The sequence below is a fragment of the Nocardia sp. NPDC052001 genome, assembly GCF_040680615.1.
In the GTDB taxonomy this organism is placed as follows: domain Bacteria; phylum Actinomycetota; class Actinomycetes; order Mycobacteriales; family Mycobacteriaceae; genus Nocardia.
The window spans coordinates 16,011-31,512 of sequence record NZ_JBFAXC010000005.1 but is presented as its reverse complement, the minus strand read 5'-3'; the positions used below and the strand labels follow the sequence as shown (position 1 = coordinate 31,512).

Annotated in this window: 14 protein-coding genes; 7 read left to right on the top strand and 7 right to left on the bottom strand. The window is 67.4% G+C overall.

The genetic code is table 11. The annotated features are described in order from the left end of the window. Positions 1 to 47 precede the first annotated feature (47 nt). Entirely contained in the window at positions 48 to 1,655 is a 1,608-nt protein-coding gene (gene groL, locus AB0L82_RS24470; protein WP_364640641.1) for a chaperonin GroEL, read from the top strand. Positions 1,656 to 1,940: 285 nt separating this feature from the next. Here groL and AB0L82_RS24465 read toward each other — a convergent pair whose 3' ends face one another. The 3 genes from AB0L82_RS24465 to AB0L82_RS24455 all read right to left on the bottom strand — a co-directional run bounded on the left by AB0L82_RS24465 (position 1,941) and on the right by AB0L82_RS24455 (position 3,565). Continuing rightward, positions 1,941 to 2,252 (bottom strand): hypothetical protein, encoded by a 312-nt coding sequence (locus tag AB0L82_RS24465; protein WP_364640638.1) that lies wholly within the window; start codon positions 2,250 to 2,252, stop codon positions 1,941 to 1,943. Between the two features lies 1 nt (position 2,253). After that, positions 2,254 to 2,817: a sigma-70 family RNA polymerase sigma factor gene (locus AB0L82_RS24460; protein ID WP_364640635.1), complete on the bottom strand. Its 564-nt coding sequence runs from the start codon at positions 2,815 to 2,817 to the stop codon at positions 2,254 to 2,256. Between the two features lie 454 nt (positions 2,818 to 3,271). Then, positions 3,272 to 3,565 (bottom strand): WhiB family transcriptional regulator, encoded by a 294-nt coding sequence (locus AB0L82_RS24455; RefSeq protein ID WP_067561966.1) that lies wholly within the window; start codon positions 3,563 to 3,565, stop codon positions 3,272 to 3,274. Positions 3,566 to 4,175: 610 nt separating this feature from the next. Between AB0L82_RS24455 and AB0L82_RS24450 the strand changes: the two genes are divergently transcribed. The 3 genes from AB0L82_RS24450 to AB0L82_RS24440 all read left to right on the top strand — a co-directional run bounded on the left by AB0L82_RS24450 (position 4,176) and on the right by AB0L82_RS24440 (position 7,032). Then, the gene (locus AB0L82_RS24450; RefSeq protein WP_364640631.1) at positions 4,176 to 5,165 is read left to right on the top strand and encodes a hypothetical protein; all 990 of its coding nucleotides are present in this window, start codon (positions 4,176 to 4,178) and stop codon (positions 5,163 to 5,165) included. A 156-nt stretch (positions 5,166 to 5,321) separates the two neighbouring features. Further along, positions 5,322 to 5,903: a sigma-70 family RNA polymerase sigma factor gene (locus tag AB0L82_RS24445; protein ID WP_364640628.1), complete on the top strand. Its 582-nt coding sequence runs from the start codon at positions 5,322 to 5,324 to the stop codon at positions 5,901 to 5,903. Further along, a complete protein-coding gene (locus tag AB0L82_RS24440) occupies positions 5,896 to 7,032 on the top strand; it encodes an anti-sigma-D factor RsdA (RefSeq protein ID WP_364640625.1) in 1,137 nt (378 codons plus the stop codon). The genes AB0L82_RS24445 and AB0L82_RS24440 overlap by 8 nt, the downstream gene beginning before the upstream one ends. Before the next feature lie 127 nt (positions 7,033 to 7,159). Here the strand turns inward: AB0L82_RS24440 and AB0L82_RS24435 are convergent, their stop codons facing one another. Next, entirely contained in the window at positions 7,160 to 7,573 is a 414-nt protein-coding gene (locus AB0L82_RS24435; protein ID WP_067561879.1) for a DUF5319 domain-containing protein, read from the bottom strand. 276 nt (positions 7,574 to 7,849) lie between these two features. Between AB0L82_RS24435 and guaB the strand changes: the two genes are divergently transcribed. Together guaB and AB0L82_RS24425 are read left to right on the top strand one after the other, a co-directional pair. Further along, positions 7,850 to 9,394, top strand: coding sequence for an IMP dehydrogenase (gene guaB / locus AB0L82_RS24430; RefSeq protein WP_364640620.1), 1,545 nt, complete (start codon positions 7,850 to 7,852; stop codon positions 9,392 to 9,394). 137 nt (positions 9,395 to 9,531) lie between these two features. Next, the gene (locus AB0L82_RS24425; protein WP_364640617.1) at positions 9,532 to 10,665 is read left to right on the top strand and encodes a GuaB3 family IMP dehydrogenase-related protein; all 1,134 of its coding nucleotides are present in this window, start codon (positions 9,532 to 9,534) and stop codon (positions 10,663 to 10,665) included. A gap of 80 nt (positions 10,666 to 10,745) precedes the next feature. Here the strand turns inward: AB0L82_RS24425 and AB0L82_RS24420 are convergent, their stop codons facing one another. Beyond that, on the bottom strand, positions 10,746 to 11,597 hold the full coding sequence (locus AB0L82_RS24420; RefSeq protein WP_364640614.1) for an alpha/beta hydrolase: 852 nt from the start codon (positions 11,595 to 11,597) through the stop codon (positions 10,746 to 10,748). A 292-nt stretch (positions 11,598 to 11,889) separates the two neighbouring features. On the opposite strand from AB0L82_RS24420, the gene guaA reads away from it, so the two are divergent. After that, positions 11,890 to 13,449 (top strand): glutamine-hydrolyzing GMP synthase, encoded by a 1,560-nt coding sequence (gene guaA / locus AB0L82_RS24415; RefSeq protein WP_364640611.1) that lies wholly within the window; start codon positions 11,890 to 11,892, stop codon positions 13,447 to 13,449. 126 nt (positions 13,450 to 13,575) lie between these two features. Here the strand turns inward: guaA and AB0L82_RS24410 are convergent, their stop codons facing one another. Both AB0L82_RS24410 and AB0L82_RS24405 read right to left on the bottom strand, forming a co-directional pair. Beyond that, a complete protein-coding gene (locus AB0L82_RS24410; RefSeq protein ID WP_364640608.1) occupies positions 13,576 to 13,776 on the bottom strand; it encodes a hypothetical protein in 201 nt (66 codons plus the stop codon). Beyond that, positions 13,769 to 15,430 carry a PspC domain-containing protein gene (locus AB0L82_RS24405; RefSeq protein ID WP_364640605.1) on the bottom strand — a complete coding sequence of 554 codons (1,662 nt, stop codon included), beginning with the start codon at positions 15,428 to 15,430 and terminating at the stop codon, positions 13,769 to 13,771. The genes AB0L82_RS24410 and AB0L82_RS24405 overlap by 8 nt, the downstream gene beginning before the upstream one ends. Positions 15,431 to 15,502: the final 72 nt, after the last annotated feature.

The following is a 15,502-nucleotide window of genomic DNA, read 5'->3' as shown; positions in this document are numbered from 1 at the left end:
GGGGCGGAGTGCGTTCTCCCCCAACCACTTCAGGAGTAGGTACACACATGCCAAAGCAGATCGAGTTCGACGAGAAGGCTCGTCGCGCCATGGAGCGTGGCGTCGACAAGCTCGCCGACGCCGTGAAGGTCACCCTGGGCCCGCGCGGCCGGCACGTGGTGCTGGCCAAGTCCTTCGGCGGCCCGACCGTCACCAATGACGGTGTGACCATCGCCCGCGACATCGATCTCGAGGACCCGTTCGAGAACCTGGGCGCGCAGCTGGTCAAGAGCGTCGCCACCAAGACCAACGATGTCGCCGGCGACGGCACCACCACCGCCACCGTGCTGGCGCAGGCGCTCATCAAGGGCGGCCTGAAGAACATCGCCGCGGGCGCCAACCCGATGACCCTGGGCAAGGGCATGAGCAAGGCCGCCGACGCGGTCACCGCCGCCCTGCAGGCCGCCGCCACCCCGGTCGACGGCGAGAAGGCCATCGCCCAGGTCGCCACCGTGTCCTCGCGTGACGAGGAGATCGGCGCGCTGGTCGGCAAGGCGCTCACCACCGTCGGCAAGGACGGCGTGGTCACCATCGAGGAGTCCTCCTCGACCCAGACCGAGCTGGCCATCACCGAGGGCGTGCAGTTCGACAAGGGCTACCAGTCCCCGTATTTCGTCACCGATCCCGAGACCCAGCAGGCCGTCCTGGAGGATGCCTGGATCCTGCTGAACCGCGAGAAGATCAGCTCGCTGCCGGATCTGCTGCCGCTGCTGGAGAAGATCGCCGAATCCGGTAAGCCGGTCGTGCTGATCGCCGAGGACATCGAGGGCGAGGCGCTGTCCACCCTGGTGGTCAACGCGATTCGCAAGACCCTCAAGGCCGTTGCCGTCAAGGCCCCGTTCTTCGGTGACCGCCGCAAGGCGTTCCTGGACGATCTGGCCATCGTCACCGGCGGCACCGTGATCAACCCGGATCTGGGCATCACGCTGCGCGAGGCGGGCCTCGAGGTGCTGGGCAAGGCCCGGCGCGTCGTGGTCACCAAGGACGAGACCACCATCGTCGAGGGCGCCGGCACCGCCGACGCCATCCAGGCCCGGGTCGCGCAGCTGCGCAAGGAGATCGAGAACACCGACTCCGACTGGGATCGCGAGAAGCTGGAAGAGCGCCTGGCCAAGCTGGCCGGCGGCGTCGCCGTCATCAAGGTCGGCGCGGCCACCGAGACCGAGCTCAAGGAGCGCAAGTACCGCGTCGAGGACGCGGTCTCCTCCGCCAAGGCCGCGGTCGCCGAGGGCATCGTCCCCGGCGGCGGCACCGCCCTGGTGCAGGCCGCCGCGCAGCTGGCCGACCTGAAGGCGTCGCTGACCGGTGACGAGGCGGTCGGTGTCGAGGTCGTGCGCGCCGCGCTGCTGGCCCCGCTGTTCTGGATCGCCAGCAACGCGGGCGTCGACGGCGCGGTCGTGGTCTCCAAGGTCACCGATGGCAAGGACGGCTTCAACGCCGCCACCCTGACCTACGGCGACCTGGTCGCCGAGGGCGTCATCGATCCGGTCAAGGTGACCCGCTCCGCGGTCGAGAACGCCATCTCGGTCGCCCGCATGGTCCTGACCACCGAGTCCGCCATCGTGGAGAAGCCGGCCGAGGAGCCGGCCGACGCCCACCACGGCCACTCGCACTGAAAGTGACCGCCGCACTTCGCGGTTGAGCACTGAACAAGGCCCCCGGACACGAAATGTGTCCGGGGGCCTTGTCATTGGCTGATGCCCCGGCTCGCTGCCGGACGCTCGATGCCGTGCTGGGCAACGGTGCCGCGCGTAGCGGGGTTCGTCGTCGTATAACGCGACGAGGCCCCCGGACGGGTGTCCGGGGGCCTCGCGGGAGCATGGAGATTTCACGCGGGGAGGGCGGAGCAGTCCGGGGTGGGAACGGACTGGGCGGATGCCCTGGATTGCGGAGCGAACGGGCTAGTCGCGAATTGCGCGGCTGCGGCCGTTGGCGGGGTGGATCGCGGGGCGATTGTGGTGGATTGCGGTTGGTGGCGCCTGGTCTGCTGCTACGGCTGCGAGAAGGCGTTCGCGGAGTGCGGGCGGGGGCGGTGTGGCCGCCGTGGTCGCCAGCTGGGCGAGGGCCTCTCGGGTGTGCTGCACTTCCTGGGTGAAGGCCGCGCGCAGTACCGGATCGTCGGTATCCAGTAATTCCCGCACCGCGCGCTGATCTTCGTCGCCGATCGATCCCAGCGCGACAGTGTGCGCGAGATCGATCTGGCTTTCGTTCATCTCACGTCACTCCCAAACTTTTCTTGAGTCGTGTCAGTCCATCCCGAATACGGGACTTAACGGTAGGTAACCCTACGCCGAGATAGGCTGCCACCTCGGCATATGTGCGTCCGCCGAAGTAGGCGAGCGAAATGGCTTCCCGCTGGGTCTCGGTCAGAGTGGCCAGCCCCTGCAGCACCGCCTGCTGTTCGAGCCGTCGACCCACCTCTTCGGTGACCTCGTCGAATTCGTTACCCAAAGTACTGGTGCCATAAGCGACTTCGCGTTGCGCGTGCGCCTGTTCGGCCCGCACGCGATCGACCGCGCGGCGATGAGCCAGCGTCATGAGCCAGGTGACCGCGGAACCCTTGGCCGGATCGAAATTGGCCGCGGTGCGCCAGATCTGGAGGTACACCTCCTGAGTGGTCTCCTCCGCATACCCCGGATCGTGTAGCACCCGTAGGACCAGCCCGAACACCCGAGCGCAGGTGCGGTCGTAGAGCTCGGCGAATGCCGGCTCGTCGGACTGCCCGCAGCGCTGGAGAAGTGCGGCTAGTTCGAGGCTTTCGGCTGCGCGTGCCGTCATCGCAGAGTCGGCTGACGCCGTCCGCCCGTCCCTGGAACTCTGGAACGAGTCGCCCTCTGCGGCCGGCGGCCGCGCTGTCACAACGCTCCGTTCTGTGTCATCGGCCACGAGGGTAGCCTGCCGCTATAACCTCCTTTCGCGTGGGGGTATCGGCTAAAACGGTTGGCGCGCAGCGGTTTTCCGATTTGTCCCGACTCGCCCAAACCTGCTTGATCGCAGGACACGCGAAGACACGCCGGAGCATTTGAGAATCGCCGAAGCTTTGCCAGTCACAACCGCCTCCGGCTGTACCAGTGGCCGGTTGTTTGCTAGGCATTCGGCACGCCGCGCCGCGCGGATGGGAAAGTTTCTGAACTCACACCCGGCGTGTGCAGCGGTAACGAGGTCGCACGCCTCGTGCGCATCGCTGGTGCACAGCCGTCACAGGAGTGCTCGCGGCACTCGGCCGCGGGGTCTAGGCGACCGCCCGGCGGCGATTGCGGCGCGCGTGCATCTCACGCTCGGTCTCGGACATTCCGCCCCAGATTCCGTAGGGCTCACTGACCTTCAGGGCGTGCGAACGGCACTGCAGCAGGACGGGGCAGGACCGGCAGACTTCCTTGGCGCGCATTTCGCGCTGGGCGCGCGCCCGGCCGCGTTCGCCGTCAGGATGGAAGAACACCGACGAATCCTGTCCGCGGCAGGACCCGCGCATCTGCCAGTCCCAGACATCGGCGTTCGGACCAGGGAGGTGGGTTGGCATGGGCATGGTGAACTCCTCTTGGTGCGAGCTCGTCGGCATTGTCGAGCGGTGCTGGTGGCAAACAGTGGGCCGCATCACCGGGTCCCGGCGATCGCACTCCGCAGGGGCCGTAATTTCACACGGCGCCAACGGCGGCGATGTCGTACGTTAGGTCGGAGAATGAATTCGCGTCAATAGTCCGATCCATCCGGATTCAAATACCAGTGCATTAGAGAATTAACATCGTAGCTATTTACAAAGTAGGGCCACTGTGGTGATACTGATCGGTTGCCCAGTAGCCCGGCCATGCTTCGATAGCCGATGTGACTCGTCAAAATGCCTGATAGGGCGTGCTTTTCCTACGGTAATCCACTCGACCCCGGCTATGCCCGCATCGGGATCAGCGTGATCTCAGCCATTGCGTCACGCGCATCGACTGCCATCGAGATGGCCACTTCGCGGCGCTCAGGTTAATAACGCGAAACGCCATACGAATTCCTTACGGGCGTGCTAGGCGATAGCGAGCACAGATTTACGGAGTGGAAACACAAAGGCATTGATGAATGCTGAGAGGTAGCTGCACTTCTGTGCTATGTCAGCCCAACGCAACTCCGGCGGCACTGGTTACAGTGCGGCAGTGCCTGTGCTCGAAGTGAACTCACTACTGGCCGATACCGCGTTCGGCGGTACGCCCGCCCGCGCTGCTATCGGATTGCCCGCTCCCGCCGACGCCACCGAGAGTTGGCTGCGCGCGGTCGCGCTCGGCGGTGCGGGGCATTACGCCGCCGCGCGCGCCGAACTCCGCCGCGCCCGCGTGTCGGCCACCGATCCGGTGTTGCGCTCACTCACGCACAGCCTCGAGGGCTCACTGCTGCGCCAGCTCGGCTGGCATGCCCGCGCCGCCGTCGCCGACGGCCGCGCCGCCGCCCTGGTGCTGTCCGCGCCCCCCGCCGCCGGGCGCGCCGAAAACCCCGACACGCCCGCGCGGATCATCCTCGAGTCGGATATCGCCCGCGCCGAAGCGGTTTGCGATGCGTTGACCGGCCTGGCCGCGGACGCCCTCGGCACCGCGCGTCCCGAGCTCGCCGCCCGGCTGCTGCGGCGTTGCCGAGACCGGATCGAAAGCCTTTCGGGTGAACTCGAAACGCGGTCGCGGAATCCGGAAACCCTGTGGCGACAGCGCATTCGCCTGCACTGGGTGTCCGCCGAGACCGCGCTGTCGGCTCCCGGCGCCGGTTTGATCTCCGCACCCGAAAGCATCGAAGACGGTCCCGGCATCGCGAACCCTCGATCCGATGCCTCGGATCCGGCTCTCGCACATGCCGAGACCGCGCTCGCCCTGGCTGAACAGGCACCCTCGCAACGGCATCGGGTGAAATCCCGGTTATTGCTGGCCGCCGCCAGTGCCGCCGCCGGCGACCTCGATCGATCCCGCGCCCTCGCGGCCCAGGTCGATACGCAGACGCGGGAATTCGAACTGCTGCCGCTGCGCTGGGCCTGCGCCATGCTGCGCGCGGGCATCGATCCCGGATCCGGCGGCGCCGCAGCGGCTTCCGAGTGCGAGCGATTGCTGATATTTCGCGGAGGGCGATTCCGTTCGGCGAGCGACACTCTCGCCCGTCCCTGAGCGGTCCCCGAGAGCTCCCTGAGTCGTCCCCGAGACTGACCCCGTAACGGCTGGCTCGAATACGTCAGCCGCTATTGTTGGACCGTTCCGCCCCTCCGCGGAAGCACCGGTCTTCCAGCCACGGTGCCACTCGTAACGCCAGGAACAGCTCTGACGATGAACAACGCGGGTGAGGAGTTGGACCCAGCTGTCGTCGCTGCCGCAGCGCAGGGCGACCGGTCCGCTCTAGCCCAGGTACTGGAGAGCATCCGCCCCTTGGTGGTGCGGTATTGCCGTGCGCGCATCGGGTCGGCCGAGCGAGGTCAGCTCTCCGCCGACGATGTGGCGCAGGAGGTTTGTCTGGCCGTCATGACAGCCCTGCCGCGTTATCAGGACCAGGGCAGACCGTTCATGGCTTTCGTGTATGGAATCGCCTCCCACAAAGTCGCCGACGCTCATCGCAATGCCGCCCGTAACAAAGCGGATGCCATGGCCGAAGTACCGGATGTCATATCCACCGACCAGGGGCCGGAACAGCGGGCTCTCGAATCGGAGACGAGCCGGCAGATGAACTCTCTGCTGGCGACGCTTCCGGAGAAGCATCGAGAGATCCTCATCCTGCGCTTGGTCATGGGTTTGTCAGCCGAAGAAACCGCAGTTGCCGTGGGCAGTACGGCAGGTGCTATACGAGTGGCCCAGCATCGGGCGCTCGCGAAACTCAAGTCTCAAGTGGCGAGGGCAGGTGAAATGTATGGCTAGGGATGGCGAGCGCGGTCGGGGCGACTGGAAGCGGCTTGGATCGCAAGACAGCGGTCCCTACGCCGAGGCGTCCGGTGACACCGGGCCGGTGGATATCGCGGCTGTACGCCGTGACGACGCGCTGATCGATGCCATCTCCGGCGACGGTCCCGTGCAGACGGGCACCACGGAGGAGTATCAACTCGCGGCGTTGCTCGCGAATTGGCGCGCGGAGATCCTGGACGAGCCGATGCCGGCCGGACCGGATCTGGACACCATCGTTGCCGCGGTCAATCAGGAGATCGGCGCCCGGGACGCGCGCATCGGCGCACAGTCGGGCGGGCGACTACGGCTACTGCGACCCATTCTGGGGTCGGCCGCCGCTCTCGCGCTGATCATCGGCGGGCTGTCGGCCTTCTCGTACAACGCGAATCCGGGTGATCCGCTGTGGCGGGTCAAGGAGGTCGTGTTCAGCGAGCAGGCGCAGAGCACGGTGGTCTCGCGTGCCGACAGCGATTTGGCGCAGGCTGAGGATCTGATCAAGCAGAACAAGCCGGAGCAGGCCAAGGCGTTGCTGGAGCGGGCGTCGGCGAATGTCAGCCAGGTCAACGACAACGGCAAGAAGGATGATCTGCAGGATCGCTGGCAGCAGGTTGTCGCCTCGCTGTCCAAGATCAACCCCGATCTCGCCACCTCGTTGATGCCGACGCCGACGGGTAAGCCGCCGGTCACCAGTCAACCCGCGGTGACGCTTCCGGGCGCCACCGTGGCGCCGACCACGGTGCCGGGCAGCACCGGCGGTGGCAGCACCGAGCCGACGATCGATCCGCGCATCAGCGGCACCGAACCGGGCACCGGGGGACCGTCCACGGGCGGTCCGACCACCCTGCCGGCCACGCCGCCGGTGACGTTGCCGTCACAACCGGCGACCGAGCCCACCGATCCGGCCACCCCGCCGGGCGGTGGCGCGCCGACCACCACCGCGGGATTGCCGACGGGGGCCCCTCCGGCCACCACGGCGCCCGCGGGCGGTCAGCAGCCGGTCACCCAGCCTCCGGTGGAGAAGCCCGTGTCACAGGTGCCCGTGCCGCCGACGCAGGTGCCCACGCAGGCTCCGGTCATTCCGCCGCTGTCGGGCGGTCTGCGGTGAGTACGGTGTACTGCCGAGTGAGCCGGGAAGAGCTACAGGCATAAATAAATGGCCGACCCAGATGGAGTCGGCTTTCTCGTACCGGAAAGGGCCTGCGTTCCATTGGAACGCAGGCCCTTTCGCCGTACTAGATGTCGAAGCCGTCGAAGCCGTCGCCGTGCAGCGCCTCGTTCATCGAGGCATCGGCGTAGCCGCGGCAGTAATCCCAGGTGACGTACGCCTCGGGAGTGGGGTCGTAGGCGGGTTCATGGGGGCGCACCGTGCCATCCACCAGCAGCTGGAGGAGGTTGGCGCGCAACATATCCCAATCGTGGTAGTGGTCCTGTCGGCAGTCCTCGCAGCTGACCACGAGTCCGCGGATTCCGCGGTGGGCCAGCAATGCCTCATATACCGCGAGGTCGGCGAGATCCTCTTCGACCGCTAGGCGCTCGTGAGGATCCAGCGGCTCCCCCGGCTCGATGGCATCGAGCGCGGCCGACGGGTCGGAGGGATCTCCGGCGAATGGATCCGGCGGCAAGCCAGGTGGTAGATGGTCACGCACAGTCCCACGGTACGCAGAAAGAGGGGGTCTGCGCCAGCGCTGTTAAGTATTTGCCCTCAGTTGTCTGGTGTCGAAACACACACCGGGCATTCTGGGACATCACTCTGCCCGGTTACGGGACATCGCAGCGGCCGGGCGTGGCTGCCGATTGGAATTGTGCGCCGGATACCATGGTTGACCAAAGGCCGGGTGGCAAACACCGGCATTGTCATTCATCCAGTCGTCCGCCGGGATCCGGCGGGGGGACTGTGCCGAGCTCCAGGAGGGGTCGATCCGATGAGCAGTCCCGTTACGGGCGAACGAAACGCCGGCCGCCCTCATACGGGCGGAGACGATCCGAACAAGGTCGCGATGCTCGGCCTCACCTTCGATGATGTGCTGCTGCTGCCCGCCGCCTCGGATCTGATTCCGAGCGCGGTGGACACCTCGAGCCGTCTCACGCGGGAAATCTCACTGCGCACGCCGCTGGTGAGCTCCGCCATGGATACCGTCACCGAGGCGCGCATGGCCATCGCCATGGCGCGTGCGGGCGGAATGGGTGTGCTGCACCGCAATCTGTCGGTGCAGGCGCAGGCGGCGCAGGCCGAGACCGTGAAGCGGTCCGAGGCGGGCATGGTGACCGATCCGGTCACCTGTCGTCCCACCGATACGCTCGGCGAGGTCGACGCCATGTGCGCGCGCTACCGCATCTCCGGTCTTCCGGTGGTGGATGACGCGGGCCAGCTGGTCGGCATCATCACCAATCGCGATATGCGCTTCGAGGTGGATCAGAACCGGCCGGTCGCCGAGATCATGACCAAGGCCCCGCTGATCACCGCCCAGGAGGGTGTCACCGCCGAGGCCGCGCTGGGCCTGCTGCGCCGCCACAAGGTGGAGAAGCTGCCCATCGTGGACGGCAATGGCAAGCTGCGCGGGCTGATCACGGTCAAGGACTTCGTCAAGACCGAGCAGTACCCGAACGCCACCAAGGACCGCGACGGCCGCCTGCTGGTCGGTGCCGCGGTCGGTGTCGGCGAGGACGCCTGGACGCGCGCCATGACCCTGGCCGATGTCGGTGTCGACGTGCTGGTGGTCGATACCGCGCACGGGCATCAGGCGGGCGTGCTGCAGATGGTCGCCAAGGTCAAGGCCGAGGTCGGTGACCGGGTGCAGATCATCGGCGGCAATGTCGCCACGCGCGCAGGCGCTTTGGCGCTGGTCGAGGCCGGGGTGGACGCGGTGAAGGTGGGTGTGGGCCCCGGCTCCATCTGCACCACGCGTGTCGTCGCCGGTGTCGGCGCTCCGCAGATCACCGCCATTCTCGAGGCGACCGCCGCGTGCGCGCCGCACGGTGTGCCGGTCATCGCGGACGGCGGTGTGCAGTACTCCGGTGATATCGCCAAGGCGATCGCCGCGGGCGCGGGCACGGTCATGCTGGGTTCGCTGCTGGCGGGCACCGCCGAATCCCCGGGTGAGCTGATCCTGGTGGGCGGCAAGCAGTTCAAGAGCTACCGCGGTATGGGTTCGCTCGGCGCCATGCAGGGTCGCGGCGAGGCCAAGTCGTACTCCAAGGACCGCTACTTCCAGGACGATGTGCTGTCCGAGAAGAAGCTGGTGCCCGAGGGCATCGAGGGCCGGGTGCCGTTCCGCGGACCGCTGGACCAGGTGATCCACCAGCTGGTCGGTGGCCTGCGCGCCGCCATGGGTTATACGGGCGCACAGACGATTCCGGATCTGCAGGCGGCGCAGTTCGTTCAGATCACGGCGGCGGGCCTGAAGGAATCGCACCCGCACGACATCACCATGACCGTCGAGGCCCCCAACTACACCACCCGAGCGTGATTGCCGCGCTCTCTTCGCACGTCGCCCCGGTTTCCCGCCGGGGCTTTCGTGCGGAGAGGGCGGTGTGCGGCGCCGTTCGGCGTGACCTTCGCCGAAGTGCTTCGGCGGCAATCGGATACAGAGAGGACTGACTCGCTATGCGCGATATGGTCGAGATCGGCATGGGCCGGACCGCCCGGCGCACCTACGAACTGGACGATATCGACATCGTGCCGTCCCGGCGGACTCGTTCGTCGAAGCAGGTGTCCGTCGCGTGGCAGCTCGATGCCTACCGCTTCGAGATTCCGTTCCTGGCGCATCCCACCGATGCGCTGGTGTCCCCGCGCTTCGCCATCGAGCTGGGCAAGGCCGGCGGCCTGGGCGTCATCAACGGTGAGGGCCTGTGGGCCCGGCACGCCGATGTCGAGGCCAGGATCCAGCAGCTCGCCGAGGTGGCCGAGAAGGAGGGCACCGAGGCCGCGGTGCAGCTGCTGCAGCAGTTGCACGCCGCGCCGATGCAGCCCGAACTGCTCGCCGCCGCGGTCGCCGAGGTGCGCGGCGCCGGTGTCACCACCGCGGTGCGGGTCAGCCCGCAGAACGCGCGCGCGCTCACCCCGAGCCTGGTGCAGGCCGGAATCGACCTGCTGGTCGTGCACGGCACCATCATCTCCGCCGAGCATGTCGGCGATGGTGAGCCGCTGAATCTCAAGACCTTCATCGCCGAGCTGGATGTGCCGGTGGTCGCGGGCGGCGTGAGCGATCACCGCACCGCGCTGCACCTGATGCGCACCGGTGCGGCCGGTGTCATCGTGGGCTACGGCTCCCTGCAGGGCGCGACCACCACCAATGAGGTGCTCGGCATTCGGGTTCCGATGGCCACCGCCATCGCCGATGCCGCCGCCGCGCGCCGGGATTACCTGGACGAGACCGGTGGCCGCTACGTGCATGTCATCGCCGACGGTGAGACGCTGACCTCCGGCCATATCGCCAAGGCCATCGCCTGCGGTGCGGACGCGGTCATGCTCGGTGTGCCGCTGTCCCTGGCCCAGGAGGCCCCCGGTGCGGGCTGGTACTGGCCGTCCGCCGCCGCGCATCCCTCGGTGCCGCGTGGTGCCCTGCTGCCCTACGCCATCGACGAGGAGCGCGTCCCGCTGTCCCAGGTCCTGGACGGCCCGTCCAACGACCCCTTCGGTTCGCTGAATCTCGTTGGCGGCCTGCGCCGTGCGATGGCCAAGACCGGCTACTCGGACCTCAAGGAGTTCCAGAAGGTCGGCCTCAATATTCGCGCCTGAGTAGAGCTTTGAACCTTCGCCCCCGGTCCGCGCATTCGCGGGTCGGGGGCGAAATCGTTTCCGGGAGTCGAAATCCCTTGTCAGCGGGGCGTTTTGCGGGGGATGGGGACTTCGCCGGTGCGGACTCGGGGGGAGGAGAGGGGGCGGGGGGTGATGTGTTCGCGCAGGAAATCCTGGATGGCGGAGTTGACGGCCGCCGGGTGGGTCATGTTGACGGTGCGGTGGCCGCCGTCGAGTTCGAGGTAGTGGGCCGTCGGGAGGCGGTCGGCCAGGGTGCGGGCGTGCGAGCGCGGGATACCGCTGCGGGTGGGGTGGATAACCAGTGTGGGGCAGGTGATTTCGGTTAGTCGGTCCAGGACCGAGTCGCGGCTCAGTAGGGCTCCCGCGGCGATCTCGGTGGCGTGCGGGTCGCGGGTGAGCCAGTGCCGCACCCAGACCGAGCGATACCACCTGTCATCGCCGATGAGTGAGCGCGCCAGATGATCGGCCAGGGCCGCGCGGGAGGCGTCGTCCTGCCATTTGTCCAGGAACTTGCGGGCATTGTCGAGTTCGGTGGCGGTGGGCTCATGCGCCTCGGCGCTGACGAGCACCAGGGCGGAGACGCGTTCGGGGGCCAGCAGGGCGGTGCGCAGCGCGATGAAGCCGCCTTGCGAAATCCCGCCCAGCACGGCCCTTTCCACGCCTAGCTGATCCAGTACGGAGAGCGCGTCGCGGGCGCAGGTCCAATACGTGAACGGCAGACCCTCGTCGCGAGTGTCGCCGTGGCCGCGGGCATCCCATGTGACCAATCGGAATTCCGGTGTCAACGCCGCCTTTTGCGACGCGAACATCGTTCTGTCCATGAGGAATTCGTGCCCGAGAAGCAGTACCGGACCCTCGCCCCCGCTGTCCTCGTAGTGGATCTCTGCATCGATCGCACGGGCGAATGGCACGAGATAGAGGATAGCCAGACGCTCTGACAAAAACGGTCGCTTTGTACGCGGCCGATGTCCTCGGCCCGTCGACCGTGGGCCGGACTGCCCGGAATTTCGATGCCGGAAGGCCCTTGCGTAGCCGAAGGCGACGGCGGATTTCGTTCCGGTCGGGGTAACTCCGGGGGTACGGCCGACATGGTTTCGGCTCTCGACCGGGCCTACGCGTTCCCAGCGGTTTACGGCTCTCAGCTGTGCGTTGGAGTCTCGGGGTGGCGGGACTGTGTCCTATGTCGCTCTTTAGACTGTGACGGTGGCAGATACCCAGCGACCAGTCCTAGTTGTCGACTTCGGTGCGCAGTACGCGCAATTGATCGCGCGCCGGGTGCGCGAGGCGAGCGTGTATTCCGAGGTGGTGCCGCATACCGCCACCGTCGAGGAGATCGCGGAGAAGCAGCCCCTCGCCGTGATTCTCTCCGGTGGTCCGTCCAGTGTGTACGCGGAGGGCGCGCCGCAGCTGGATCCGCGCCTGTTCGATCTGGATGTGCCGGTTTTCGGCATCTGCTACGGATTCCAGGCCATGGCGCAGGCGCTCGGCGGCACCGTCGCGCATACCGGGACGCGGGAGTACGGCCGCACCGAATTGAGTGTGGACGGCGGCATTCTGCACGGCGGCCTGCCCACTCGGCAGCCGGTGTGGATGAGCCACGGTGACGCGGTCACCGATGCCCCGGCCGGTTTCGAGGTCACCGGCACCTCCGCGGGCGCGCCGGTCGCGGCGTTCGAGAACCTGGAGCGTCGCCTGGCGGGTGTGCAGTACCACCCCGAGGTGCTGCATTCGCCGCACGGTCAGCAGATTCTGAGCCGCTTCCTGCATGAGATCGCGGGCATTCCGGCGGCGTGGACGGCGTCGAATATCGCTGAGGCGCTGATCAATCAGGTGCGCGAGCAGGTCGGTGACGGGCATGCCATTTGCGGTCTGTCCGGTGGTGTGGATTCCGCGGTGGCGGCGGCGCTGGTGCAGCGTGCCATCGGCGACAAGCTGACCTGTGTGTTCGTCGATCACGGTCTGCTGCGCGCGGGTGAGCGGGAGCAGGTGCAGCGGGATTTCGTGGCCGCGACCGGCGCGAAGCTCGTCACCGTTGACGCTGTGGACAAGTTCCTCGGTGAGCTCAAGGGCGTCACCGATCCGGAGGAGAAGCGCAAGATCATCGGCCGGGAGTTCATCCGGTCGTTCGAGGACGCGGTCTCCGAGGTGGTCGGCGAGCAGGGCGAGACCAAGGTCGAATACCTGGTGCAGGGCACCCTGTACCCGGACGTGGTCGAGTCCGGCGGCGGCACCGGCACCGCGAACATCAAGAGCCACCACAATGTCGGCGGTCTGCCGGACGATCTGGAGTTCTCGCTGGTCGAGCCGCTGCGCCTGCTGTTCAAGGATGAGGTGCGCGCGGTCGGCCGTGAACTCGGCCTGCCCGAGGAAATCGTTGCGCGCCAGCCGTTCCCGGGTCCGGGTCTGGCCATCCGCATTATCGGCGAGGTGAATCAGGACCGCCTGGATCTGCTGCGTCAGGCCGATGCCATCGCGCGCGAGGAACTTACCGCCGCCGGTCTGGACAAGTCGATTTGGCAGTGCCCGGTGGTGCTGCTCGCGGATGTGCGCAGCGTCGGCGTGCAGGGTGACGGCCGCACCTACGGTCATCCGATCGTGCTGCGCCCGGTCTCCAGTGAGGACGCGATGACCGCGGACTGGACGCGCCTGCCGTACGAGGTGCTGGAGCGCATCTCCACCCGCATCACCAATGAGGTCGCGGACGTGAACCGCGTAGTGCTCGATGTGACCAGCAAGCCGCCGGGCACCATCGAATGGGAGTGAGTGCGGCAGGTCCCGCCTGACGCATGACGAAGGCCCCTCGCCGCACTGGCGAGGGGCCTTCTGCCTTTCGGAGGGCAGTCCGGAAAGGCGGTGCGCTGCCCCGGCGAGGGTGGGGCAGCGCGTGATTCAGTCTCTGTTCTTCCGGGGGGAAAGCACAAGCACGATTCCGACAACAATGGCCGCGATGACCAGAATCCAGCCGAGTGAGATGCCTTCGGACACCGGCCAGGAGCTGGGTCCGATGAAGGCCCAGACGCTCACTCCGAGGCCCAGCAGGCCCGCCAGCAGCAGTGAGAAGGACGGTTTGCGATTCTTCTGCTCAGCCACGACGCACCTCCGCATTGCCCATTTGCACATCCACGGTCAGATTGAGGACCGGACCCGTTGCGGGGCCGGACATTCCACTTACACAGTTCGAATCACCCAGCCGCACCGTGCAGGTGGTGTTCACCCGCAGGTTCTCCGGCAGCACCACGCGGGCATCACCCATGCGCACCGAGACCTTGGTGGTCTTGTCCTCGGTCAGCGCCAGTTTGCTCAGGTCGAGGGTGGCCGAGCCCATGGAGACGTGATACTCCGGCAGCAGTTCGGTTCCGCCGGTCGCGGACCAGGTGCGATCACCCATCGCGCCCTGATCGAATTGGATCGGCCCGATCAGTGAGGACAGGATGACGAATCCGGCCAGCGGGGCGAGCAGCACCATGAGGCCGTAGCCGCGGCGCAGGAACGCGCCGATGACAAGTCCGAAGGCCAGCACCGCCAGTGCGGCCGCGCCGATTCGGCTGGGTGTCATCCATTCCACGCCCGCCGCGGCCGCCGAACCCGCTGCCGCCGCGGCCAGGATGGAGAGGCCGATGACGACGGGGGTCAGCCGGGAGCGGGGCTTGCGCGGAACCACCTGGACCGGTTGCGCTTGCGACTGTGCCGGAACGGGTTCGGGCAGATCCCAGGCCAGCGGGGCCACCGCGAGCGGATCCCAGTCGGGCGGGGTGGGGCCGAAGTCGGGGGAGATCGGAGCCGGACCGTAGGCGTAGGAGGGGCGTTCGCCGGTCGGTGGAATACGGTGCAGGACAGGCGCTTCGGGCGGGTTCGGCGGTACCGCCGGACTGTTGCCGGGCGGGATGTCGAGGGCGGTGCCGGTGGACTCCGATGGCGTCTCCGCGTCGGAGTTCGGATCGTCCGGGGTCGTCGCGCTCTTGGTCAGCACCACCGTGTCGTTGGTGGTGACCGGCGGAATGTCCTGTGCCGCAGCGTCTACCGGCGGTTCGGCCGGAGCGTCTTTGCGGAGCAGTACGGTCGTGGCCTGCTCGGGCATCGGAACACCCTGGGCGGCAAAGGCTTCGGTGGGGGCTTCCGCGGCCTGCTGGGTCGCCGGGTCCGGGACGTAGCTGTCCGGGAGTTTGGTGTACGGCCCGTAAGTCTCGAAAGGCGCTGTGGTACCGGGATATCCGGTCCAGAACGGTGAGTTGGCGACCGGGAATCCGCCGAGCGCGCTCTCACCCGCCTGCTCCAGATAGCCGATCGGCGGTTCGGGTTGGCGCTGATGCAGCAGCCACCATCCGGCCAGCATGAGCCCGAAGCTCACCACACCGGATCCGCCGAGTCCGATGCCGACGGGGCCCATCGTGCTCACGGCGATCCCCAACGCCACCAGGAGCACGATGGTCTTGGACGAGGTCTGCGAGCTCTGGCCCTTGCCGAACAGCGATTCCGCCGCCGAGGACTGGTCGCCGGCCTGGTTGAGCAACAGCCAGCCGAGCAGGTAGAGCACGATGCCCGCGCCGCCGAACAGTGCCGAGACCACGAACGCGACCCGGATCAGCACCGGGTCGACGTTGTAGCGGCGGCCGAATCCGGCGGCGACGCCCGCGATGGGTCCCTGCTGGGGCAGGCGCAGCGGCCGGCTCTGCCACATCTCGTGAATCTGTTCCGCGAAGCCGGCACGCCCGGTGCCCCTGGACCAGTCGCTCGTTCTCGTCATGGCTTCCATGGTGGTTGTGCGCCGGGTCCGGGCGCATCGGGGAAGACCCTGAAACCGCACCTGAATTGCCTG